Origin of the sequence: Sphingomonas bisphenolicum, from assembly GCF_024349785.1 — a bacterium.
In the GTDB taxonomy this organism is placed as follows: domain Bacteria; phylum Pseudomonadota; class Alphaproteobacteria; order Sphingomonadales; family Sphingomonadaceae; genus Sphingobium; species Sphingobium bisphenolicum.
The window spans coordinates 713,948-734,841 of sequence record NZ_AP018817.1 but is presented as its reverse complement, the minus strand read 5'-3'; the positions used below and the strand labels follow the sequence as shown (position 1 = coordinate 734,841).

Here is a 20,894-nt window from a genome sequence, read left to right as displayed (position 1 = left end):
GGCGGCGCTCAGGCCGCGGGCAGCATCACCAGCGGCACCGTCAGGATCATGACCAGCGCGACGACGATGCGCTGGCCGCGCGAGATGCCGAGCGGCTTTTCGCGCCAGAGCATCGGGCAGGCGAGCAGCGCGAAGCCGATCGCCATGTTGGACAAAGTCGCCGAGCCGCCGATCGGCATATCCTGCCGCAGGGCGAGGCCCGCGAACAGGGTGATGAAGCTCAATATCCAACCCAGCAGCGCCATGCGTGCCCCCTTTGCGTCGCAGGCTAGAACGGTCGGGTTGCCGAAGCCTTAATCGGGGATCGGCGTCCAGGGATCGTAGCTGCCGAAGCTCCAGACATTGCCTTCGGGATCGAGCGCGGTGTAGCCGCGACCGGGATAGCCGTCATTGTCCTGCGGCTCCTGCACCACGACCGCGCCTTCGTTGCGGGCGTGGAGGCAATGGGCGTCGGGATCGGGCACGACGACATAGACGCAGGCCGTGATGCCGCCCAGGTCGCGGACGGTGGACCAGGTGTAGAGCGACTCGCCCTCCATGTCCTTGACGCTGCCCAGCATCACCATGCCGTCGCCCAGCACCAACTGGGCATGATGGATGATGGCGGGGTCGGCCTCGTCGGGATAGACGGCGTGGCGCGCAAAGCCGAAGGCCGCGCACAGGAAATCGATCGCGGCGGGGGCGTCGGCATAGCGCAGGCATGGGATGACGGGCGAACCGGGCATCTTCCTCTCCTTGTCTCGTCGGTGGTTCAGTCTAGCGTATCGCGGTCCAAGTCGCTAGGCGAAGGGGATGACCACCCGCGACGACCTGGCCCTCGCCAACCGCCTTGCCGACGCCGCCGGCGCCGCCATCCGTCCCTTTTTCCGCGCCCGCTACGACACCGAGATCAAGGCGGACAAATCGCCGGTGACGGAGGCCGACCGCGCCGCCGAAGCCGCGATCCGCGCGATCCTGGAACAGGAACGGCCGGGCGACGGCATCATCGGCGAGGAATATGGATCGGTGCGCGAGGATGCCGAGCGGGTGTGGATACTCGACCCGATCGACGGCACGCGCAGCTTCATCGCCGGGCGGCCGATCTTCGGCACGCTGATTGCGCTGACGCAGGCGGGGTGGCCGACCATCGGCATCATCGACCAGCCGATCGCGCGGGAACGCTGGGCCGGGATGAGCGGGCAGCCGACCACCTTCAACGGCAAGCCGGTGCGCACCCGCGCGTGCAAGGCGCTGGAGGGCGCAGGCATCGCCACCACCAGCCCGCATCTGTTCGGCGAGGGCGACGTGCCCCATTATATGGCGCTGGTCGCCGCGGTGTCGGGTGGCTCGCCGCGCCAGGGTCCGGTCTATGGCGGGGACTGCTATAATTACGGCCTGCTGGCGTCGGGATTCCTCGACATCGTCATCGAATCGGGCCTGCAAAGCTACGACTTCGCCGCTTTGGTGCCGGTGGTCGAGGGGGCTGGCGGGCTGATGTGCGACTGGAACGGCGAGCCGCTGACAGCCGAGAGCGAAGGCCATGTGCTGGCGCTGGGCGATCCGGCGCGGCTGGAGGATGTGCTGGAGGCGCTGGGCAGCGCGCCGGAGCATCATCATCACGACCATTAATCGACGGGGCATTAATCGATCGGGCATTAATCGATCGGGGCGGCGTTCCTGACGGCGAGGTCGAACAGGCCGGTGGTCGATTCGTCGAAGCAGACGAAGAGAATATGGTCGAACGCATCGGGATGCAGGCGCAACGCGTCCCGCACGGCATCGGCGGCCGTCGCGGCGGCAAGGGGCTTGGGGAAACCGTAAATGCCGGTCGAGATGGCCGGAAAGGCGATGCTACGCAGGGCATGATGCCGCGCCAGGCCGAGTGCGTGGGCATAGCAGTTGGCCAGGAGCCCGCATTCGCCCTGCCCCCCGCCCTGCCAGACCGGCCCGACCGTGTGGATGACATAGCGGGCGGGCAGGCCATGGCCGCGGGTAATCCGCGCCTCCCCGGTCGGACAGCCGCCGATGGTGCGGCATTCGGCGAGCAGGTCCGGCCCGGCGGCGCGGTGGATGGCGCCGTCGACCCCGCCGCCGCCCAGCAGGCTGTTATTGGCGGCGTTGACGATCGCGTCGGTCGCGCAGCTTGTGATGTCGCCCGTCACCACATCCCAGCGGGTCGCGCCGACGATCATTGCGTCAGTCCTTCACCGGGCCGCCGATCGACCAGATATGGCCGAACGGATCGATCACCTGGCCGTAGCGTGCGCCCCAGAACTGGTTGTCGAGCGGAAAGCGAATGGTCGCGCCGGCGTCGAGCGCGCGGGTCCACCATGTATCGGCATCATCGACTTCCAGATGCAGCGTGACCCCGGCCGGCGGCGGCACGGCCTCGCCATGGCTCATCTCGTGAAAATGGTCGTTCAGCATCAGCCCGCCATCGTTGACGATCAGGTGGGCGTGCATGATGCGGACGCCGTCGTCGGCCATGTGGCGCGATTGTTCGGTCGCGCCGAAGGCTGTGGCGTAGAAGGCGATCGCTTCGCCCGCCCGGCCGTCGGCGATGGTGAGATGCGGGGTGACCCCCGGCATGACGAAGGGTGCGTCGCTCATGGCCTTCTCCTCTTCGAGTCGTTGTCCGCGCAGGATAAACCTGCGCACCGCCGATCAGAAGCCGATCAGAAGCCGATCAGAAGCCGATCAGAAGATGCCGAGGAATTTCTTGTCCTGGCGCTTCTGCTCGCCCTTGCTGCCCCGGCCCTTCTCATCCTTGGCCGTGGTTCCGCGGCCGACATCGTCGCGCGGCTGGCCACCCTTGGTGCGCTGCGCCTGCGCGCTGGCACCCGCCAGGATCGGGCCACAGGCCGCGCCCTTGGCATCCCCGGAATCGACGAAGGCCAGCAAAGACGCGATCGGCGTGCCGACCACGCCCAGCGCCAGCGCCGCGCCGCCACGGGTCAGCAGTTCGGGGCTGACCACGGCGATGCCCGGTTTTGCGAAATAGCCGTTGATGCCGACGGGCGACTGGCCGGAAAAGAGGCTGATCTTCTTGCCGTCGGCGCGGAAGGCAAGATCGAGGCTTTCATTCCTGAACGAGAAGCCGCCGCGGCCGATCATCACATTCTTCTTCGTGTCGATCAGGATCGGATCGGCCGCCGCCACGCCGTTGCGCACGGTGAAGGCGATCAGGCCGCAGTTGATCTCCACAGGCTGCTTCAACTTGCCGGAAAACATCTTGGTGACGAACGTGCCGACATCCAGTTCGGACAGCTGGACGTTGCGCGCCCACATCGAGCCGGCGGGCAGGATGATGGCGATGCGGCCGTTCGCGGTGCCGAGCGAATCATGCAATGTATCGCCCAGCCCGGTCATCTGCACCCGCCCCTTGACCGTGCCGCTGGTGCCCGATTCCTCCACCCCCCAGCGCGCCAGCAGCTTGCCCATCGGGGTGGGCGACAGGCGGATGTCGTAGGTCGTGCGGACGGGGCGATGACGCGCGTCGATCTCTATGTCCGACGCGACATGACCGCCGGACATGTCGAAGGTCAAGGGCGACAGCGTGAGCAGGCTATGGTCGAGCTTCACCGTGACGGCTGCGTTGGACACCGGCAGGTTGGGCGCGCGGATGGTGCGCATGGTGTAGCGGACATTGGCGTCGAAATTGCGGATCGCTTCGACCCGCAGCGGGGCGTCGGGCAGGATGCGGGGCGCGCCGCCGACCGTCTCCACCGCGCCGGCCGCCCCCTGCGCCGCCAGACGATCGGGGTCATAGCCGATGAACGGGCCGACATCGATGATGTCGAGCTTCTGCGTGGCGAGGTCGGCGTCGATCAGGAGCCGCGCCCTGGGCAGCGACACGGTCATCTTCCCGGCGAGGTCGCTGTCGCCGAAATGGCCTTTCAAATGGGTGAAGCGCCATTCTTCGCCGGCCTTGGTCAGGGCCGATGTGAAGCGATAGGCACGGGTGTCGGGGATGGCGACGCCCAGGAAATCGAACAACAGGCCGAGATTGGGGCCGTGGGTGACGAGGCGCAGGTCGCTGCCCTCCAGTTCGGTCGCGCCGGGCAAGGTGCCGCTGACCTCCAGCACGGTCGCGCCCGCCACCGCCCGCGCGGCCAGGGCGTTCTTGCCACGGCTGATCGTCTGGTTCGGGGACAGCAACCCGCCGGTCAGGGTGAAGGGCCGGTCGCGCATCATACCCTGGCCGGAAAAGCGGATGTCCTGCGCAAATCGCGTGTCCTGCGCCCGCACCGTCTCGAACCCGATGTCGGTTGCCAGTTGCAGCACGGGGTCGCGATAGCGCAGCGTCGTGCCAGCCAGCAGCGCGCGCCGGATCAACGGCAGGTTGAGCGGCTCGCCCTTCCGGTCGGGGTCGCCGAAGGTCCATGTGTTGCTCTTGTGATCGCGCGACCATTCCAGATCGACGGCGGCGCCCCGCAGTTCCAGCCAGGGCACACGATATTTGGCGCCGAAGATCAGACTGAGCGGGGCGATGCGGCTGTCGATCAGCTCGGCCCGGAACAGGTCGGGGCGGCTGGCCCAGGGCAGGTTGGCGACGTGCAACCCTTCGGCGCGGAACTTGATGGCAAGGGGCGCGAAATAGAGCTGGAAGTCGCCGCCCACGCGCACCTGCCGTTCCAGCCGGCTGGTCAGGATGCGTTCGAACGGTCCCTTGAGGAAACGGCCCTTGGTGATGAAGAGGATCAGCCACAAGGCGAAGAGGATACCGACGATCCCCAGAATGATTCGCACCGGCAGCGGCAAACGCCGCCAGCGGTCGCGGGCGCGGCGGACATGGGCATGGAGTCCGTCCGATGGCGCAACATTAGGGGGGTAATCGATGTCGGCCATGGCAGGGGTAACGCCGCGCACATGCTTTAGGTCCGAATCGTCTTGCTTTCCGGCCGATGCCCGCCTATGCGCGCCGTTCGCGATATTCAGTGAGACCGCCCGGCTAACTAGGGCTGCCGGGGCTGTCTGTAATCGTCGCGCCAGACAAGGAGACGAAAATGCCCAAGATGAAGACCAAGAGCGGTGTGAAGAAGCGCTTCAAGTTCACCGCGACCGGCAAGGTCAAGCACGGCGTCGCTGGCAAGCGTCACCGCCTGATCAGCCACAACGCCAAATATATTCGCCAGAACCGTGGCACTTCCGTGCTGTCCGATGCCGACGTGGCGCACGTCCGCCTCTGGGCACCCTACGGCCTGAAGTAAGGAGTAGAGGACAATGGCACGCGTAAAACGTGGTGTAACCACCAAGGCGAAGCATAAGCGGATTTTGGATCAGGCGAAGGGCTATTATGGCCGTCGCAAGAATACGATCCGTATCGCTCGCCAGGCCGTCGAAAAGGCCGGCCAGTACGCCTATCGCGACCGCAAGGTTAAGAAGCGTTCGTTCCGTGGTCTGTGGATCCAGCGCATCAACGCGGGTGTCCGCGCCGAAGGCCTGACCTATTCGCAGTTCATGCACGGTCTGAAGCTGGCCGGTGTCGAACTGGACCGCAAGGTCCTGGCCGACATTGCGATGCACGAAGGCGAGGCGTTTAGCGCCATCATCGCCCAGGCGAAGGCTGCGCTGCCCGCAGCCTGAGCGGACTGATCGCAAGATCGTCAAAAGGGCGCCGGGGCAGATGCTTCCGGCGCCCTTTTTGTTTTCCGGCCTCCGTTCGTTTGTACGAGGGTGGGGCTTCGACAGGCTCAGCCCGAACGGATTGAGGGGTGGCCGGACATCTGAGGGGATTAATCCCATGTCGCTGCATCTGTGGTGGTTGTACGTCACGGCAGTCTTCCTGATCTCGGCCACGCCGGGACCGAACATGCTGCATGTCATGACGCAGAGCATTGCCCATGGCCCGCGCAAGGCGACCGCGACGATGGCGGGCCTGATGAGCGCGGTGCTGCTGTGCCTGACGGCCTCGGCGCTGGGGCTTGGCGCGCTGCTCAAGGCGTCGCCGGGGCTGTTTGCCATATTGCGCTATGCGGGCGTGGCCTATCTGCTGTGGCTGGGGGTCAAGGCGTGGCGCGCGCCGGTGGACGATATTGGCGCGATGGGCGCGACCCGGGCGCGGTCGCTGCGTGCCTTATATGGCACGGGCATGCTGACGGGACTGTCCAATCCCAAGCTGATCATCTTCGCAGCGGCGCTTTTCCCCCAGTTCATCGACCTGCACCGGCCCTTCTGGTTGCAACTGGCAATCCTGATCGCCAGTTTCGTTGTGATCGAAAGCTTCTGGTATGCCGTTTATGCGCTGGGCGGCCTCAGCCTGGCCCGTTGGTTGCAGCCCGCCAATCGGCAGAAACTGTTCAACCGTGGCACCGGACTGTTGTTCATCGGTTTTGGCGGCGCGTTGCTGGGGGCAAGGGCCTAACCCTTTCCTGGCCCGCCCCTTTCCTTGATCGCCATGCCCCGCTAAGGCGCGGACATGCATCCGCCACCACTGGCTCTGGAAGATTTATGACTGAAATTGCCAATCTGAAAGCCGGCCTGATCGCCGACATCGTCGCGGCCGACACGCTCGACGCGCTAGAGGCGCTGCGGGTCGGCGCGCTGGGCAAGAGCGGGGTCGTGACCGGGCTATTGAAGACGCTGGGGCCGATGTCGCCGGAAGAGCGGATGGACAAAGGGCCGCCGATCCAGGATTTGCGCGAGAGCGTGACGGTGGCGCTGGCCGACAGGAAGGCGGCGCTGGAGCAGGTCGCGCTCGATGCCAAGCTGGCGTCGGAGAAGGTAGATATGACCCTGCCCGCCGATCTTGGCGCACAGGGATCGGTCCATGCCGTGTCTCAGGTAATGGACGAACTCGCGGAAATCTTCGCGGACCTGGGCTTTTCCGTCGCCACCGGGCCGGAGATCGAGGACGACTGGCATAATTTCACCGCGCTCAACATTCCCGAGACGCACCCGGCGCGCGCGATGCACGACACTTTCTACTTCCCGGACGAGGAAGGCGCGAAGAAGATGTTGCTGCGCACCCATACTTCGCCGGTGCAGATCCGCACGATGATGAACGGCACGCCGCCACCGATCCGCATCATCGCGCCCGGCCGCGTCTATCGCAGCGACAGCGACGCCACGCACACGCCGATGTTCCACCAGATCGAAGGTCTGGTGATCGACAAGGGCATTACGCTCGGCCACCTGAAATGGACGCTGGAAACCTTCCTCAAGGCGTTCTTCGAGCGCGAGGACATCGTGCTGCGGCTGCGTCCCAGCTATTTTCCCTTCACCGAACCGTCGGTCGAGGTCGATGTCGGCTATACGCTGACCAATGGCCAGCGCGTCATCGGCGGCGATGGCGATGCGGCGGGCGGCGGCTGGCTGGAAGTGCTGGGCAGCGGCATGGTCAACCGCCGCGTGATCGAGGCGTGCGGACTGGACCCGGACGAATGGCAGGGCTTCGCCTTCGGCACCGGGGTCGATCGCCTCGCCATGCTCAAATATGGGATGAACGACTTGCGGGCCTTCTTCGACGGCGATCTGCGCTGGCTGAAACATTATGGCTTCTCGGCACTCGACGTGCCCACGCTGAGCGGAGGAGTGGGCGCATGAAATTCACCCTGAGCTGGCTCAAGACGCATCTCAACACCGATGCCGACCTGGCGACGATCCTCAAGACGCTGAACGCCATCGGGCTGGAGGTCGAGGGCGTCGAGAATCCGGCCGAAAAGCTCGGCGGGTTCAAGATCGCCAGGGTGCTGACGGCGGAGCGCCATCCGCAGGCCGACAAATTGCAGGTGCTGAGCGTCGATCATGGCGACGGATCGCCGCTGCAGGTCGTGTGCGGCGCGCCCAATGCGCGCGCTGGCCTGATCGGCGTGTTCGGGGTCGAGGGCGCGGTGGTGCCGGTCAACGGCATGGTGCTCAAGAAGACCGCGATCCGCGGCGTCGAATCCAACGGCATGATGTGTTCCACGCGCGAGCTGGAGCTGGGCGACGATCATGACGGCATCATCGAACTGGATGCAGCGGCGCCGGTCGGGCAGGTCTATGCCGACTGGGCGGGGCTGAACGATCCGGTGATCGACGTCAGCATCACGCCCAACCGGCAGGATTGCATGGGCGTGCGCGGCATCGCCCGCGATCTGGCGGCGGCGGGCCTCGGCACGCTCAATGCCATCATCGTGCCGGAGATCGAAGGCGTGGGCCCGGGACCGGATGTGCGTACGGACGATGTGGACGGCTGCCCGGCCTTCTTCGCGCGCACCGTGCGCGGCGTCACCAATGGCGCTTCGCCCGAATGGATGAGCAAGCGGCTCAAGGCCATCGGCCAGAAGCCCATCAGCGCGCTGGTCGACATCACCAATTACATCATGTTTGATCTCGGCCGGCCGCTGCATGTCTATGACATGGCGACGCTCAAAGGCGGCCTTGTGGCGCGCAAGGGCAAGGCCGGCGAGGAAGTGCTGGCGCTGAACGGCAAGAGCTACGCCGTCGACGAGACGATGACCGTCATCGCCGACATGCAAGCCGTGCATGATATCGGCGGGATCATGGGCGGCGAACATTCGGGTGCGACGAGCGCCACGACCGACGTGCTGATCGAATGCGCCTATTTCACGCCGGAGCGGATCGCGGTGACGGGGCAGAAGCTGACCCTGACCTCCGACGCGCGCGGCCGCTTCGAACGGGGGGTCGACCCGGCGTTCCTGGACGACGGCCTGTCGATCGCGACCAGCCTGGTCGTCAGCCTGTGCGGCGGCACGCCCAGCGAGGCGACCCGCGCCGGCACCCCGCCCGCGACGCCGCGGACCGTGGCCTATGCGCCCGACCAGTGCCTGGCCCTGGCCGGCGTGCAGGTGCCCGCCGATGAACAGAAGCATATCCTTGAAAGCCTGGGCTTCGGCGTCAGCGGCGAAGCGAGCCGCGTCGAATATGAAGATGGGATGCCGGTGACGGTGCCGGGTCGCTGGACGATCATGGTCCCGACCTGGCGCCGCGACGTCGATGGCTGGCCCGATATCGTGGAGGAAGTGGTGCGCATCGTCGGTCTCGACCATGTGCCCTCCACCCCGCTGCCGCGCGTGCCGGGCGTCGCTCGCCCGACCGCCACGCCCGAGCAGATGGTCGAGCGCCGGGTGCGCCGCACTGCCGCCGCGCGCGGGCTGGCCGAGGCGATCAACTGGTCCTTCATTTCGCAGAAGGAAGCCACCGCCGTGGGCGGGGGCGACTGGACGCTGGCGAACCCGATCTCCGAAGAGCTGAAGGTCATGCGGCCATCGCTGCTGCCCGGCCTGCTGTCGGCGACGAAGCGCAATGTCGATCGCAGCGCGACCTCCGTTCGCCTGTTCGAACTGGGCCGCCGCTATTTCAAGCAAGGCGAGCGGGCGACCGTCGGATTCGTGCTGGCGGGCGAGAAGCTGGCGCGGGGCTGGCAGAGCGGCAAGGCGCAGGGCTTCGACGCGTTCGACGCCAAGGCGGAAGTGATTGCGTTGCTGGCCGCCGCCGGCGCGCCGGTCGGCAATCTCCAGAATTTCGGGGAGGCTTCGGCCGCCTATCATCCCGGCCAGTCTGGCACGCTGCGGCTGGGGCCGAAGGCGGTGCTGGCCGAATATGGTGTGCTGCACCCGTCGCTGGCCAAGCAGTTCGGCCTGACCGGCACCGTGGTCGCCGGCGAAATCTTCCTCGATGCGATTCCGGGCAAGCGCAAGAGCGGCTTCATGCGCGCGCCTTATGCGCCCCCCGCATTGCAGGCCGTGAAGCGCGACTTCGCCTTCCTCGTACCGGACATGGTCGAGGCCGATGCGCTGGTGCGGGGGGTCAAGGGTGCGGACAAGAAGAGCATCGTCGATGTGCGTCTGTTCGACGTCTTCGTCGGGCCGGGGGTGGAGGATGGCTTCAAGTCGCTGGCCATAGAAGTGACGTTGCAGCCGGGCGAGAAGAGCTTTTCCCAGGAAGAGCTGGAGGCGATCAGCGCCGCAGTGGTCAAGGCCGCACAGAAGCTGGGCGGAAGCCTGCGCGGCTGAACACTCTCTTCGAAGTCATGAAAAGGGGCGCGGTGAACGATCACCGCGCCCTTTTGCATTGACAGGAACAGGGCTTCGACAGGCGCAGCCCGAACGGTTGAGAGGGTAATTACCCTCTCAACCGCCCTACAGATCCACGCCCGCGGCGATCGCTTCCAGCTTGCGGATGCGTTCCTTGAGGTCGGCGACCTCGATCCGGGCGGAAGCGCTCGGCGGTGCAGCCTCTTCGAAGCGGCGGCCCAGTTCGGCGCGCTTCAGCTCCAGCCAGCCGCTCCAGCCGCGCAAGGCCGCCGCCGCGATGATGGCGAGACCGATCAGGCCAGCCGCCGCCAGGGTGATATAGAGATAGGGGTCTTGCATATAAGCCTCCCTGTCCGGTCAGACCGCGCTCAGTCGCGATCCCGGAGCTTTTCGAATTCCCGCTCCAGCGCGGTGGAGCCGTCCGTCGCCAGCCGTTCCAGAACGGCGACGCGATCCTTGAGCGCCTTCATTTCCGCGCGCAGCCTTTCCGTATCCGGATCGGGACCGCGCTGGATGAACTCTTCGCCCTTGTGCCGGCGAACGACGCCATATTTGGCCTGCAAAACCCGCGAGATTGCGATGATCGCCACGATAAGGACGACCATGGAAAAAGGATTGTCGATCATCTGTTTTGTCCCTTGATTATATCGTGCGCTCAGTTGGCCGGGCCGCGCAGCTGTTCGATCTCACGGGTCAGCTGGTGACTTTCGTCGGTGACGATGCGTTCGACCACGGCGAGCCGATCCTTCATCGACCCGATCTCGGCGCGCAGCTGGGCGTTTTCCTGGCTCAGCAGCTTGATGCGCTCGACCATTTCCTCGTTCTTCTGCGGATAGACGGCCTTGCCCCAGCTATTTTCCAGCGGATAGCCGTGGCGGATGCGCAACCAGGTGGTGAACACCCAGCCGCCGACCGCCAGCGATCCGACGATAACGGCCACCGGGGCGAAGGCTTCGAATGGAAACATGATGATACTCCCCTTGGTCGGCCGGTATCAGCGCAGCGCGTCGATTTCGCGCGCGGTGCGGGCGGCGGGATCGGTGGCGATCCTCTCCAGCACGGCGATGCGGTCTTCGAGGCGGCTGATGCGGCCCACCAGCTTTTCGTTTTCGTTGGAAAGAAGGTCGATTTTTCGACCGGCGTCGGGATCGCTTCGATGAACGGTATTTCCGTTGTCGTCGGTCAGCGGATAGCCGTAGCGCGCCCGCATCCAGGTGGTGATGACCCAGGCGCCCATGGACAGGGCGACGATGGCGACGATGAAGCTTGGTCCTGCGAAGCTCATGATCCTTGGCTCCCTCTAATCCCCTCTGCCATGCGCCTCAGCGCAGGCTGTCGATTTCGTCGGCGAGGCGGGTGTTGCGGCTGGTATAGTGGATTTCGATGTCGGCCAGGCGGCGATCGATGTCGCGGAACTTGGAGCGGACGTCGCGGGTCGAACGGGTCGGGTTGGTGCGCACGCCCTGCCAGAATTTCTCGTCGTCGCGATCGGCATAGAGGCCCAGCGGCTTGTTTTCGGCAAAGTAGGCGACGGCGACATAGGCGATGAGGGTCCAGGGAAAGGCGCCCATCAGGGTGACGAGCACCGCGCCGACCCGGACCCAGGTCACGTCGATTCCGCTATAGTCGGCGATGCCGGAGCACACGCCCATCCATTTGCCATTCTTCTTGTCGAGGTAGAATTTCGTGCGGCGGGCGGTCATGTCAGTTCCTCCGGTCGAGTTCATAGCCGTCGTCGGCCGACGGGCGAGAGGGGCGGAAATCGGGGTTGTCGGCGGCGACGATCCGTTCGACCGTCTGGAGCCGTTCTTCGAGCCGGCGGGCGAGAAGGTGGAGGTCGTCCAGCAGCTTCTCGTCCTCGTCGGTGATCTTGGGCGCCTGCTTCCACTTGGTGACATAGTGGAAGATCAGCCAGGGCATGCCGATGAACAGCATGCCGCAGACCATGATCGGCAGGAACACGTCTTCCATCGGATCAGGCTCCCCCGGTCTTGTCGGCGTTCATGGACGCCTTGAGCGCGGCGAGATCGGCATCGACCTTGTCGGCCGACTTCAGTTCCGCAATCTCCTCCTCCAGCGTCTTGGGGACGCCGCCCAGCGTGGCGGCGTCGGCGCGGCCTTCGGCCATGTCCACGCGGCGTTCGAGCATGTCGAAGCGGGCGAAGGCGTCGTTGACCTTCTCGCCGGCATAGGCTTCGCGGACGCGCAGGCGGTTTTCCGCGCTCTGCATCCGGGTGACCAGGCTGTTCTGGCGGGCGCGGGCTTCGCGCAGCTTGCCCTGCAGCTTGGCGATATCCTCTTCCGACGCCTTGAGCGCGTCGTCCAGCGTCTCGATCTCGTGGGCGAGATGATCGGCCATGTCGGTCGCCTTCTGGCGCTCGACCAGCGCGGCCTTGGCCAGATCCTCGCGGTCCTTCGACAAGGCAAGCTGCGCCTTTTCGGTCCAGCTATCCTGCAAGGCGGTCAGCTTGGCGATGTGGCGGCGCATTTCCTTCTGGTCGGCGATGGTGCGAGCAGCCGACGCGCGGACCTCGACCAGCGTTTCCTCCATTTCGAGGATGATCATGCGGATCATCTTCGCGGGATCTTCGGCCTTGTCGAGCAGGTCGGTCACATTGGCGGCGATGATGTCGCGGGTGCGGGAGAAAATACCCATTTGAACGTCACTCCTGGTCTTATCGTCTTGTTGGGGGCCGGGGCGGGCGAGAGGGGGCACTCCCGCCCCGGCCAGGGCTTGCGCCTTATGCGAGGTAGCGCAAGGCCGCGGGGGTATCGTGCGTCGCAAGGATCGGGGCTTCGCTGGCGCGGGCCGGACCGACCGCCGAAAGGATCATGGTCGATCCGAACAGCAGGGCGGCGATGGCGGCCGACATCAGCTGGCTGATTTCGCGAACGCTGTTGGTCTGGTTGGTCATCGTCATACTCCCTGAAACTTGGCCTTCATAGGTTCCGCGATTATTTGCGGATTGCCCTGAGCTTTGCAGAGGCCGTGCCAGTTTCGAAAAATGGCCGATTTTCTGGGCTTTTTGAGCCGTTGCGGGCCGCCGGGCCAATATGCCACTTGCCAAGGAGTGGGAAATTTCACCATAATTTGGCGCATGGAGAAAAATACGCAATTTGTCGGCCAGAGCTTCGCCTTTCTCGACGCGGTCGAGCAGGCGGGGCGCGCGGCCGAACTCAACCGGCCGGTGCTGGTGATCGGCGAACGCGGCACCGGCAAGGAGCTGATCGCCGAGCGGCTGCACCATCTGTCGCCGCGCTGGGGCGAGCCGCTGATCACGATGAACTGCGCCGCGCTGCCCGAAACGCTGATCGAGACGGAACTGTTCGGCCATGAACAGGGCGCGTTCACCGGCGCGACCAAGGCGCGGCCCGGCCGGTTCGAGGAGGCCGATGGCGGCACCCTGTTCCTGGACGAACTGGGCACGCTGTCGATGGCGGCGCAGGAGCGGCTGCTGCGCGTCGTGGAATATGGCGAGGTGACGCGGATCGGCGCGTCGCGGCCGCAGCGGGTGGACGTACGGATCGTAGCGGCGACCAATGAGGATCTGCCTGCCGCCGCCGATGCCGGGCGCTTTCGTCCCGACCTGCTCGACCGGTTGAGCTTCGAGGTCATCACCCTGCCCCCTTTGCGCGCGCGCGAGGGCGATATCACCGTGCTGGCCGATCATTTCGGGCGGCGCATGGCGGCCGAGCGCGACTGGCCGCAATGGCCCGGCTTCACGGCGGCCTGCGCAGCGGAGCTGGAAGGCTATGGCTGGCCGGGCAATGTGCGCGAGCTGCGCAATGTGGTCGAACGCGCGGTCTATCGCTGGAACGAGCCGGGGCGGCCGATCAGCCAGATCACCTTCGACCCCTTCGCCTCGCCGTGGAAGCCCAAGTCAATGATGAAACGGGCCGAGGCGGCACCGTGTGACGCCCCTGCCGCACCGTCAGCACCCACCATGACCTATGAAGAGATTAGCGACCTGCGCGCCGCCGTGGACGGGCACGAGGCGGCGATCATCCGCGCCGCGCTGGAGCGATTTCGGTACAACCAGCGCGCGACCGCCAAGGGGCTGGGCCTGACCTACGACCAGTTGCGCCACTGCATGAAGAAACATGGGTTGAGCGCGGGCTGAACAGCCCGCGCTCGATGGGCAATCAGCGCGTCGGCACCGGCTCCGCGCCGCTATAATCGTAAAAGCCCTTGCCGGTCTTGCGGCCATACCAGCCCGCTTCGACATATTTGACCAGCAACGGCGCGGGGCGATATTTGGGATCGCCGGTGGTGCTGAGGAAGACGTTGAGGATTTCCAGCGCGGTATCCAGGCCGACGAAGTCCAGCAAGGTCAGCGGCCCCATCGGATGATTGAGGCCGAGCTTGCAGCCCTGGTCGATATCGGTGACGCTGCCCACGCCCTCGCCCAGCACGAACACCGCCTCGTTCAGCATCGGCAGCAGGATGCGGTTCACCACGAAGCCGGGCGCGTCGAAGGCGTGAACCGTAGTCTTGCCGATCTTCGCGGCAAAGCCTTCCACCGCAGCGACGGTTTCGGGGGTGGTGGCGAGGCCGCGAATGACCTCCACCAACACCATCACCGGCACGGGATTGAAGAAATGGACGCCCACGAAACGCCCCGCGTCTGGCGCGGCCTGCGCCAGACGGGTGATGGGAATCGAGGATGTGTTGGTCGCGAGGATTGCGTCGGCCGCCAATATCTTGCCGACATTGGCGAAGATGGCACGCTTCACTTCCTCGCGCTCGGTCGCTGCCTCGATCACCAGTTGGGCGTCGGCCAGCGGGGCGATGTCGCCCACCGGCGTGATCCGGGCGAGCGCGGCGTCGGCGTCGGCCTGCGTGATCTTTTCCTTCTCCACCGCCTTGGCCAGCAGCTTGGCGATGCCCGCCAACCCTTTTTCCGCGCGGGGCAGGTCGATATCCGACAGAATGACGGCATAGCCAGCCTGCGCTGCGACCTGGGCGATCCCCGCCCCCATCTGTCCCGCGCCGATCACGCCTACCGTGCGAATATCCGTCATGCCTTGCTCTCCCTCATGAATCGTCGTTTCTCCCTTAGCGGGGCGCGGGGCCGACGACCAGTATCGGACAGCTATGCAATCGGGCAGGCGATGGATCGTGCGCGACTGGCGGACGGATTGCGGGTTCATCCGCCATTTCCGGCTTTGCGTGGGCGCTGCGCCATGGTTAAAAGCGCGCGATGTCCGTTTCAGACCTGATGCCCGCGCCGGCGACCGGACGCTTCCTTGCCGCCGTGCATCATTTCCCGCTGCGCGTCTATTTCGAGGATACCGACCTGTCGGGGCTGGTCTATCACGCCAATTATCTGCGCTATATGGAGCGCGCCCGGTCCGACATGCTGCGTATCGCCGGCATCGACCAGCGCGCCAACCATGAAGACGGTGCGGGCGTCTATGCCGTCACCGACCTTGCCATTCGCTATCGCCGCCCGGCGCGGCTGGACGACGACCTGATGGTGGCGAGCCGCGTCACCGATGTGCGCGCGGCGAGCTGCGCCATTCATCAGAGAGTCATGCGGGGTCAAGAAGAGTTGACGGACGCCGCCATCACCGTCGCATGGCTGACGCCCCAGGGCCGGCCGCAGCGCCAACCCAAAGCCTGGACCGAAATTTTCACCCGCCTTTGCCAAGGGGAAGACATTCACCCATGACCCTCAACCTGCCTGCCGGTGCCATGACCGACGCCGCGACCATATCCCCGCTCGCCCTGTTCCTCCAGGCCGACATCGTCGTGAAGGGCGTGATGCTGGGCTTGCTGCTGGCCAGCATCTGGACCTGGGCGATCATCATCAGCTTCAGCGTCAGCCTGCGCAAGGCGAGCAAGGAAAGCCGCAAGTTCGAGGCCGATTTCTGGAAGGCGGAGGATATCGACCGCTTCTATGAGGCCCGCGGCAAGGCGGAATTCCCCGCGGCCAAGGTCATGGCGGCCGGCGTCACCGAATGGCGGCGATCGACCGCACAGAAGGTGATCGACCGCGACGGCACGCGCGACCGGCTGGGGACGTCGATGTCGAGCGTCATCGCGTCCGAGGTCGATCGCCTGTCCGACCGACTCAACATATTGGCGACGGTCGCGTCGGCTGCGCCTTTCATCGGCCTGTTCGGCACGGTATGGGGCATCATGCGCGCCTTCACCTCGATCGCGGCAGAGCAGAACAGCTCGCTCGCGGTCGTCGCGCCGGGCATCGCCGAGGCGCTGTTCGCCACCGCCATCGGCCTGTTCGCGGCGATCCCGGCGCTGATCGCCTACAACCGGTTCAGCCATGGCATCAACCGGCTGGAAGCGGGCCTGACCCGCTTTGCCGACAGCTTCTATTCCACGCTGAGCCGTGAGTTGGAGTCGCAGCGATGATCTTGGGCATCGCTGCAAAGAAGGATGCGCGCTGATGGCGATGTCCGGTCCTCCTTCCGCCCGTCGCGGGCGCGGGCGCGCGCCGATGGCCGACATCAATGTGACGCCGCTGGTCGACGTCATGCTGGTGCTGCTCATCATCTTCATGGTGACCGCGCCGCTGCTGGTGACCGGGGTGCCGGTGAACCTGCCCGAAACCCGCGCCAAGGGACTGGACGCGGACGCCAAGCCGACCATCCTGTCCATCGACCGCGACGGCGGGCTGTTCATCGACGAGGCGCAGATCAGCGATGCCGACCTGCCTAACCGGCTGGCGGAAATCGCCGCCGCCCATGCGGGCCAGCCTGAGCCGCCGCAAATCTTTCTGCGCGCCGACACCGCGCTCGACTATGGCCGGGTGATGCGGGTGATGGGCGAGCTTAATCGCGCGGGCCTGAACAAGGTTTCGCTGGTCAGCACCGGATCGGATACCGGGTCGGCCAGCGACGGTTCAGAATAGGGACCATAGGTCAGCCATATGGAGCGCGCGGAAAAGATCGGCCTTGGCGTCGCGACGGCGGGACATGTCCTGCTGTTCGGATTGCTGTCGGCCGGATTCCTGGCTACCCCCAATCCGTTGAAGCTGAAGTCGCCGCCGATGGACGTAAGCCTGGTGGACGAAGTCGCGCTGCAATCGACCGCGCCCCAGATTTCGACCCAGCCGCCGCCGCCCAGCGTCGCGCCGGAAGAAGGCCCGACGGAAGACGCCAAGCCCGCGCCGGACCCTGAACCCGCACCGGAGCCGACGCCCGCGCCGCCGCCGCCCAAGGCAGAGCCGAAGCCGGTTCCCAAGCCGACGCCGCCAAAGCCGGTCGTGAAGGAGGCCCCGGCCAAGCCCAAGCCAGTGCCGCCGAAGAAGGATGTGGCTAAGGCGGCGCCCAAGCCCAAGACAGCGCCGGAGAGACCCGCGCCCAAGGCCAAGCCTGCGCCTGAAAAGCCAAAAGCCGCGGCGGTGCCGTCGAAGAGCGACGCCAAGGCGAAGAGTGAGGCCAAAGCCAAGGCGGATGCGAAAGCCAAGGCCGACGCCAAGGCGAAAAGCGACGCTAAAGCCAAGAGCGATGCCAAGGCCAAGGCCGATGCGGCTGCGCGGGCATCCGGCGCAGGCAAGGCCGACAAGCCCAAGGGGTCGTTGCTGGGCAAGGATTTCCTGAAAGGGATCGACACCAAGGATGACGCGCCGCGCACCCCTGCGCCGCCGCCTGCCGCCGCCATGGGGCCGCAGCAGAAGGCCGCGCTGGACGCCGAAATCCGCCGCCAGTTGAAGCCGCACTGGCGGCCGCCTTCGGGCGCGGACGCGGATCAGCTCGTGACATTGCTGGAAGTGCGGCTGGACAAGAGCGGCGCGCTGATCGGCGCGCCCGAAGTGATCGACCAGACCGGCGTCACCGCCAGCAACCGGCCACAGGCTAAGCTGCATGCGGAGCGCGCGATCCAGGCGGTGAAACTCGCCGCACCCTTCCGGAATTTACCGCCTGAATATTATGACCAATGGAAATGGCTCCGGCCACTCCGCTTTGACGCGAGGCTGAACCGATGAAGACCAACTTCCTTCGCCGCATCTCTCTGGCGACCGTCGCGCTTGCCGCCATCCTGTCCGCGCCCGCCATGGCGCAATTGTCGGTCGATGTGACCGGCGAAGTGGACAGCAACGTCAAGGTCGCCGTCCCCGCCATGCCCGCGCAGCAGGATGTGGCGACGCCGGCCGGCACCGCCAGCGAACTGGGCCGCAAGGTGGCCGAGGTGATCGCGTCCGACCTCAAAGGCTCCGGCCTGTTCGATCCGTCGGGGCCTGGCGGGATGCCAGCGGTCGCCTTCCCCGAAGTCACCAACCCGGTCTATGACAAATGGGGCGCCTATCAGGCGCTGGTGCAGGGGTTCGTGCGCACCACCGGGGGCGAGGCCGACATTACGGTCGGCTGCTATCTCTATGACGTGGCGCTCAAGCAGGAACTGACGCGGCAGGGCTATGTCGTCGCGCCGCGCGACTGGCGCCGGGCTGCGCATAAATGCGCCGACGCCATCTATGCCCGCCTGTCGGGCGAAAGCCCCTTCTTCGACAGCCGCATCGCCTATATCGCCGAGAGCGGTCCCAAGGGTGCGCGCGTCAAGCGCCTCGCCATCATGGATTCGGACGGGGCGAACCACCGCTTCATCACCAACGGCCAGTCGATGGCGCTGACCCCGCGCTTCTCGCCCGATTATAAGTCGATCCTCTATGTCAGCTATCTGGGCAGCCGCGTGCGCCTCTATATCTATGACATAGGCGCGGGGCAGCAGAAGCTGGTGACCGAAAGCAGTAACGCGACCTTCGCGCCGCGCTGGTCGCCCGACGGCCGTTCCATCCTCTTTTCCATGGCGGTGGCGGGTAATACCGATATTTATCGCGTGTCGGCCAATGGCGGGACGCCGGTGCGGCTGACCACGTCGCCGGGCATCGACGTCGGCGGCAGCTATTCGCCCGACGGCAGCCAGATCGTGTTCGAAAGCGACCGGTCGGGCGGCCAGCAAATCTATGTGATGAACGCCGACGGGTCCAACCAGCGCCGTATCAGCCATGGCGGCGGCCGCTATGCGACCCCCGAATGGTCGCCGCGCGGCGACCTCATCGCCTTCACCAAGCTGTCGGGCGATTTCAAGGTCGCGGTGATGACGCCTAGCGGCGACAATGAGCGTATCCTGACCAATGGCTGGCAGGACGAGCAGCCAACCTGGTCGCCCAATGGCCGCGTGCTGCAATTCTTCCGCACGACGCCGGGCAAGCAGGGCAGCAGCCAGGTGTGGCAGGTCGACCTGACCGGGGTGAACGAACGGCGGATTCCGACACCGCTGAGCGGGTCCGACCCGGCCTGGGGGCCGTTGCTGCCGTAATCTTGCGTTCAGGCGCCTTTGCCCATTGGGGAACCTAGTCGTCTTGACAGCGTAACGAACATCACGGACCCTGATGACTGTCTTAACGGATTGATTTTGACATTTGCATCCCCTGACGGTTGGGATGGGTCTGCAAATGTCAGAATCGGACCACCAGCGGGCGGCATAGAGAATATCGAAGGAGACCCCCATGAAACTGTCCCGGACTCTGTTGATGGCGACCGCCATCATCGCGCTGGCCGCCTGTTCGAAAAAGCCGCCGGCCGAACTGCCCCCTGCCCCTGGCGGCACCGGTGGCACGACCGCCCCTAGCGGGCCGGTCGGTTCCGGCGGCCCGGTCAAGGGCAGCCAGGAGGATTTCGTCGCGTCGGTATCGTCGGACCGCATCTTCTTCGGCCTCGACCAATATGATGTCGATGCCGAGGACCAGGCGACGTTGCAGAGCCAGGCCGCATGGTTGCAGCAGAATCCGTCGGTGCGCGTGACGATCGAGGGTCATGCCGACGAACGCGGCACCCGCGACTATAATATCGCGCTGGGCGAACGCCGCGCCAATGCGGCCAAAAACTATCTCGCCTCGCTGGGCATCGCGCCCGGCCGCATCACCACCGTCAGCTATGGCAAGGAACGGCCGGCAGCGCTGGGCTCGGACGAAGCAAGCTGGGCGCAGAATCGCCGCGCGGTGACCGTCACCATCCAATATTGATCCGCTGGCCTTCGCATGGCTGAAAAGCCCGCCGGTGGAGATGACCGGCGGGCTTTTGCATGGCGACCACAAAGCGGCTGACAAACTGCCCAATTTGGCCGATATGCTTCCGCTATATGGAACGCGCCCATTATGTGGGACGGTAAGTGGACGAAGGCATCATGCAGGACGGCGACGAGAAGCAGGAAGCAGTGAAGGGCACGCAGACGTTGATGCGCGCGCTCGACATCATGGACGAGGTGATCGACGGTCCGATCCGCGCCGCCGACCTGGCCCGCAAGCTGGGCATGAGCAAGACCACCGCGCATCGGCTGGTGCAGGCGCTCAAATCGCGCAATTATCTCGCGGTGACGCGCGACGGGTTCGCGCTCGGTCCCAAGCTGCTGCAACTGGGCGTGCTGGCGACCGAGCAGATCGATTATGTCCGCCTTGCCCGCCCCTTCATGGAACTCCTGTCCGAACGCACCGGATTTTGCGTCTTCGTCGGCAAGCGCGAGGGCGACTGGTCGCGCCATCTGGACCGGGTGACCGGCACCCAGCGGCTGCGCGTCGCCACCGCGCCGGGCGATCGCCGCCCGATCGCGGAGACGGGCCTCGGCAAGGCGCTGTTGCTGGACGAGACGGAAGAGACATGGGAGCGCCTCTATGTCGAGGCCAGGGACGGCAAGGCGACGCCGGCGCAGATCCAGGCCTATGTCGCCGAGATGCGCGCGCACAAGGCGCGCGGCGAAGTGTTGCATGACAGCGAACTGGGCGATGGCGTGCGGTCGATCGCGGTGCCGATCCGTGACGCCAGGGGGCAGATCTGCATCGCCATCTCGATCGCCAGCGCCGCCCATTATCTGACCGACGCCCTGCGGCCGGGGCTGGCCGAGGAGGTGATGCGGTCGGCCGAGCAGATCGGCGCCGCAGTGGGTTATAGCGGACCGCGCCGATAGGATTGGCGCGC

General features: G+C 65.6%; 28 protein-coding genes. 14 read left to right on the top strand and 14 right to left on the bottom strand.

Annotation, left to right across the window (positions count from 1 at the left end):
- Positions 1-8 precede the first annotated feature (8 nt).
- Both SBA_RS03530 and SBA_RS03525 read right to left on the bottom strand, forming a co-directional pair.
- A complete protein-coding gene (locus SBA_RS03530; protein ID WP_224546711.1) occupies positions 9-245 on the bottom strand; it encodes a hypothetical protein in 237 nt (78 codons plus the stop codon).
- A 48-nt stretch (positions 246-293) separates the two neighbouring features.
- Complete coding sequence (locus SBA_RS03525; RefSeq protein WP_224546483.1) at positions 294-725, bottom strand: VOC family protein; 432 nt, start codon at positions 723-725, stop codon at positions 294-296.
- 67 nt (positions 726-792) lie between these two features.
- Between SBA_RS03525 and SBA_RS03520 the strand changes: the two genes are divergently transcribed.
- Complete coding sequence (locus SBA_RS03520) at positions 793-1,608, top strand: inositol monophosphatase family protein (RefSeq protein ID WP_224546484.1); 816 nt, start codon at positions 793-795, stop codon at positions 1,606-1,608.
- A gap of 26 nt (positions 1,609-1,634) precedes the next feature.
- On the opposite strand, the gene SBA_RS03515 is transcribed toward SBA_RS03520, so the two are convergent.
- From SBA_RS03515 to SBA_RS03505, 3 genes are all read right to left on the bottom strand, one after another.
- Positions 1,635-2,171: an O-acetyl-ADP-ribose deacetylase gene (locus tag SBA_RS03515; protein ID WP_261935912.1), complete on the bottom strand. Its 537-nt coding sequence runs from the start codon at positions 2,169-2,171 to the stop codon at positions 1,635-1,637.
- 4 nt (positions 2,172-2,175) lie between these two features.
- The gene (locus SBA_RS03510) at positions 2,176-2,589 is read right to left on the bottom strand and encodes a VOC family protein (protein ID WP_224546486.1); all 414 of its coding nucleotides are present in this window, start codon (positions 2,587-2,589) and stop codon (positions 2,176-2,178) included.
- An 87-nt stretch (positions 2,590-2,676) separates the two neighbouring features.
- Entirely contained in the window at positions 2,677-4,827 is a 2,151-nt protein-coding gene (locus SBA_RS03505) for an AsmA family protein (RefSeq protein WP_261935911.1), read from the bottom strand.
- Between the two features lie 158 nt (positions 4,828-4,985).
- Between SBA_RS03505 and rpmI the strand changes: the two genes are divergently transcribed.
- From rpmI to pheT, 5 genes are all read left to right on the top strand, one after another.
- A complete protein-coding gene (gene rpmI, locus SBA_RS03500; RefSeq protein WP_007711873.1) occupies positions 4,986-5,189 on the top strand; it encodes a 50S ribosomal protein L35 in 204 nt (67 codons plus the stop codon).
- 13 nt (positions 5,190-5,202) lie between these two features.
- A complete protein-coding gene (rplT, locus tag SBA_RS03495) occupies positions 5,203-5,565 on the top strand; it encodes a 50S ribosomal protein L20 (RefSeq protein WP_224546488.1) in 363 nt (120 codons plus the stop codon).
- Between the two features lie 157 nt (positions 5,566-5,722).
- Positions 5,723-6,343, top strand: coding sequence for a LysE family translocator (locus SBA_RS03490; RefSeq protein WP_224546489.1), 621 nt, complete (start codon positions 5,723-5,725; stop codon positions 6,341-6,343).
- Between the two features lie 86 nt (positions 6,344-6,429).
- On the top strand, positions 6,430-7,524 hold the full coding sequence (gene pheS / locus SBA_RS03485; RefSeq protein WP_261935910.1) for a phenylalanine--tRNA ligase subunit alpha: 1,095 nt from the start codon (positions 6,430-6,432) through the stop codon (positions 7,522-7,524).
- On the top strand, positions 7,521-9,938 hold the full coding sequence (gene pheT / locus SBA_RS03480; RefSeq protein ID WP_261935909.1) for a phenylalanine--tRNA ligase subunit beta: 2,418 nt from the start codon (positions 7,521-7,523) through the stop codon (positions 9,936-9,938). Before pheS ends, pheT begins: the two co-directional genes overlap by 4 nt.
- A gap of 126 nt (positions 9,939-10,064) precedes the next feature.
- On the opposite strand, the gene SBA_RS03475 is transcribed toward pheT, so the two are convergent.
- The 8 genes from SBA_RS03475 to SBA_RS03440 all read right to left on the bottom strand — a co-directional run bounded on the left by SBA_RS03475 (position 10,065) and on the right by SBA_RS03440 (position 12,874).
- Entirely contained in the window at positions 10,065-10,298 is a 234-nt protein-coding gene (locus tag SBA_RS03475; protein WP_224546495.1) for a hypothetical protein, read from the bottom strand.
- Positions 10,299-10,327: 29 nt separating this feature from the next.
- Positions 10,328-10,585, bottom strand: coding sequence for a hypothetical protein (locus SBA_RS03470; RefSeq protein WP_224546497.1), 258 nt, complete (start codon positions 10,583-10,585; stop codon positions 10,328-10,330).
- Positions 10,586-10,614: 29 nt separating this feature from the next.
- Entirely contained in the window at positions 10,615-10,926 is a 312-nt protein-coding gene (locus tag SBA_RS03465; RefSeq protein WP_224546499.1) for a hypothetical protein, read from the bottom strand.
- A gap of 27 nt (positions 10,927-10,953) precedes the next feature.
- Positions 10,954-11,244 (bottom strand): hypothetical protein, encoded by a 291-nt coding sequence (locus tag SBA_RS03460; protein ID WP_224546501.1) that lies wholly within the window; start codon positions 11,242-11,244, stop codon positions 10,954-10,956.
- A gap of 37 nt (positions 11,245-11,281) precedes the next feature.
- Positions 11,282-11,662: an envelope stress response membrane protein PspC gene (gene pspC, locus SBA_RS03455; RefSeq protein WP_224546502.1), complete on the bottom strand. Its 381-nt coding sequence runs from the start codon at positions 11,660-11,662 to the stop codon at positions 11,282-11,284.
- Between the two features lies 1 nt (position 11,663).
- Complete coding sequence (gene pspB / locus SBA_RS03450) at positions 11,664-11,930, bottom strand: envelope stress response membrane protein PspB (RefSeq protein WP_261935908.1); 267 nt, start codon at positions 11,928-11,930, stop codon at positions 11,664-11,666.
- Between the two features lie 4 nt (positions 11,931-11,934).
- Positions 11,935-12,615, bottom strand: coding sequence for a phage shock protein PspA (gene pspA / locus SBA_RS03445; RefSeq protein ID WP_261935907.1), 681 nt, complete (start codon positions 12,613-12,615; stop codon positions 11,935-11,937).
- An 85-nt stretch (positions 12,616-12,700) separates the two neighbouring features.
- A complete protein-coding gene (locus SBA_RS03440; protein WP_224546506.1) occupies positions 12,701-12,874 on the bottom strand; it encodes a hypothetical protein in 174 nt (57 codons plus the stop codon).
- Between the two features lie 183 nt (positions 12,875-13,057).
- Between SBA_RS03440 and pspF the strand changes: the two genes are divergently transcribed.
- A complete protein-coding gene (gene pspF, locus SBA_RS03435) occupies positions 13,058-14,080 on the top strand; it encodes a phage shock protein operon transcriptional activator (protein ID WP_261935906.1) in 1,023 nt (340 codons plus the stop codon).
- Between the two features lie 22 nt (positions 14,081-14,102).
- Here pspF and SBA_RS03430 read toward each other — a convergent pair whose 3' ends face one another.
- The gene (locus tag SBA_RS03430; protein WP_261935905.1) at positions 14,103-14,981 is read right to left on the bottom strand and encodes a 3-hydroxybutyryl-CoA dehydrogenase; all 879 of its coding nucleotides are present in this window, start codon (positions 14,979-14,981) and stop codon (positions 14,103-14,105) included.
- A 179-nt stretch (positions 14,982-15,160) separates the two neighbouring features.
- On the opposite strand from SBA_RS03430, the gene SBA_RS03425 reads away from it, so the two are divergent.
- From SBA_RS03425 to SBA_RS03395, 7 genes are all read left to right on the top strand, one after another.
- Entirely contained in the window at positions 15,161-15,631 is a 471-nt protein-coding gene (locus tag SBA_RS03425) for a YbgC/FadM family acyl-CoA thioesterase (protein ID WP_315975793.1), read from the top strand.
- Positions 15,628-16,332, top strand: coding sequence for a protein TolQ (gene tolQ, locus SBA_RS03420; protein ID WP_224546509.1), 705 nt, complete (start codon positions 15,628-15,630; stop codon positions 16,330-16,332). The genes SBA_RS03425 and tolQ overlap by 4 nt, the downstream gene beginning before the upstream one ends.
- A gap of 34 nt (positions 16,333-16,366) precedes the next feature.
- Positions 16,367-16,831 (top strand): ExbD/TolR family protein, encoded by a 465-nt coding sequence (locus SBA_RS03415; RefSeq protein WP_261935904.1) that lies wholly within the window; start codon positions 16,367-16,369, stop codon positions 16,829-16,831.
- Positions 16,832-16,849: 18 nt separating this feature from the next.
- A complete protein-coding gene (locus SBA_RS03410) occupies positions 16,850-17,908 on the top strand; it encodes a cell envelope biogenesis protein TolA (RefSeq protein ID WP_261935903.1) in 1,059 nt (352 codons plus the stop codon).
- The gene (gene tolB, locus SBA_RS03405; RefSeq protein ID WP_224546512.1) at positions 17,905-19,239 is read left to right on the top strand and encodes a Tol-Pal system beta propeller repeat protein TolB; all 1,335 of its coding nucleotides are present in this window, start codon (positions 17,905-17,907) and stop codon (positions 19,237-19,239) included. The genes SBA_RS03410 and tolB overlap by 4 nt, the downstream gene beginning before the upstream one ends.
- A gap of 190 nt (positions 19,240-19,429) precedes the next feature.
- Entirely contained in the window at positions 19,430-19,945 is a 516-nt protein-coding gene (gene pal / locus SBA_RS03400; protein ID WP_261935902.1) for a peptidoglycan-associated lipoprotein Pal, read from the top strand.
- 146 nt (positions 19,946-20,091) lie between these two features.
- Positions 20,092-20,883, top strand: a complete 792-nt coding sequence (locus SBA_RS03395; protein WP_261935901.1) for an IclR family transcriptional regulator — start codon at positions 20,092-20,094, stop codon at positions 20,881-20,883.
- The last annotated feature ends 11 nt before the right edge of the window (positions 20,884-20,894 follow it).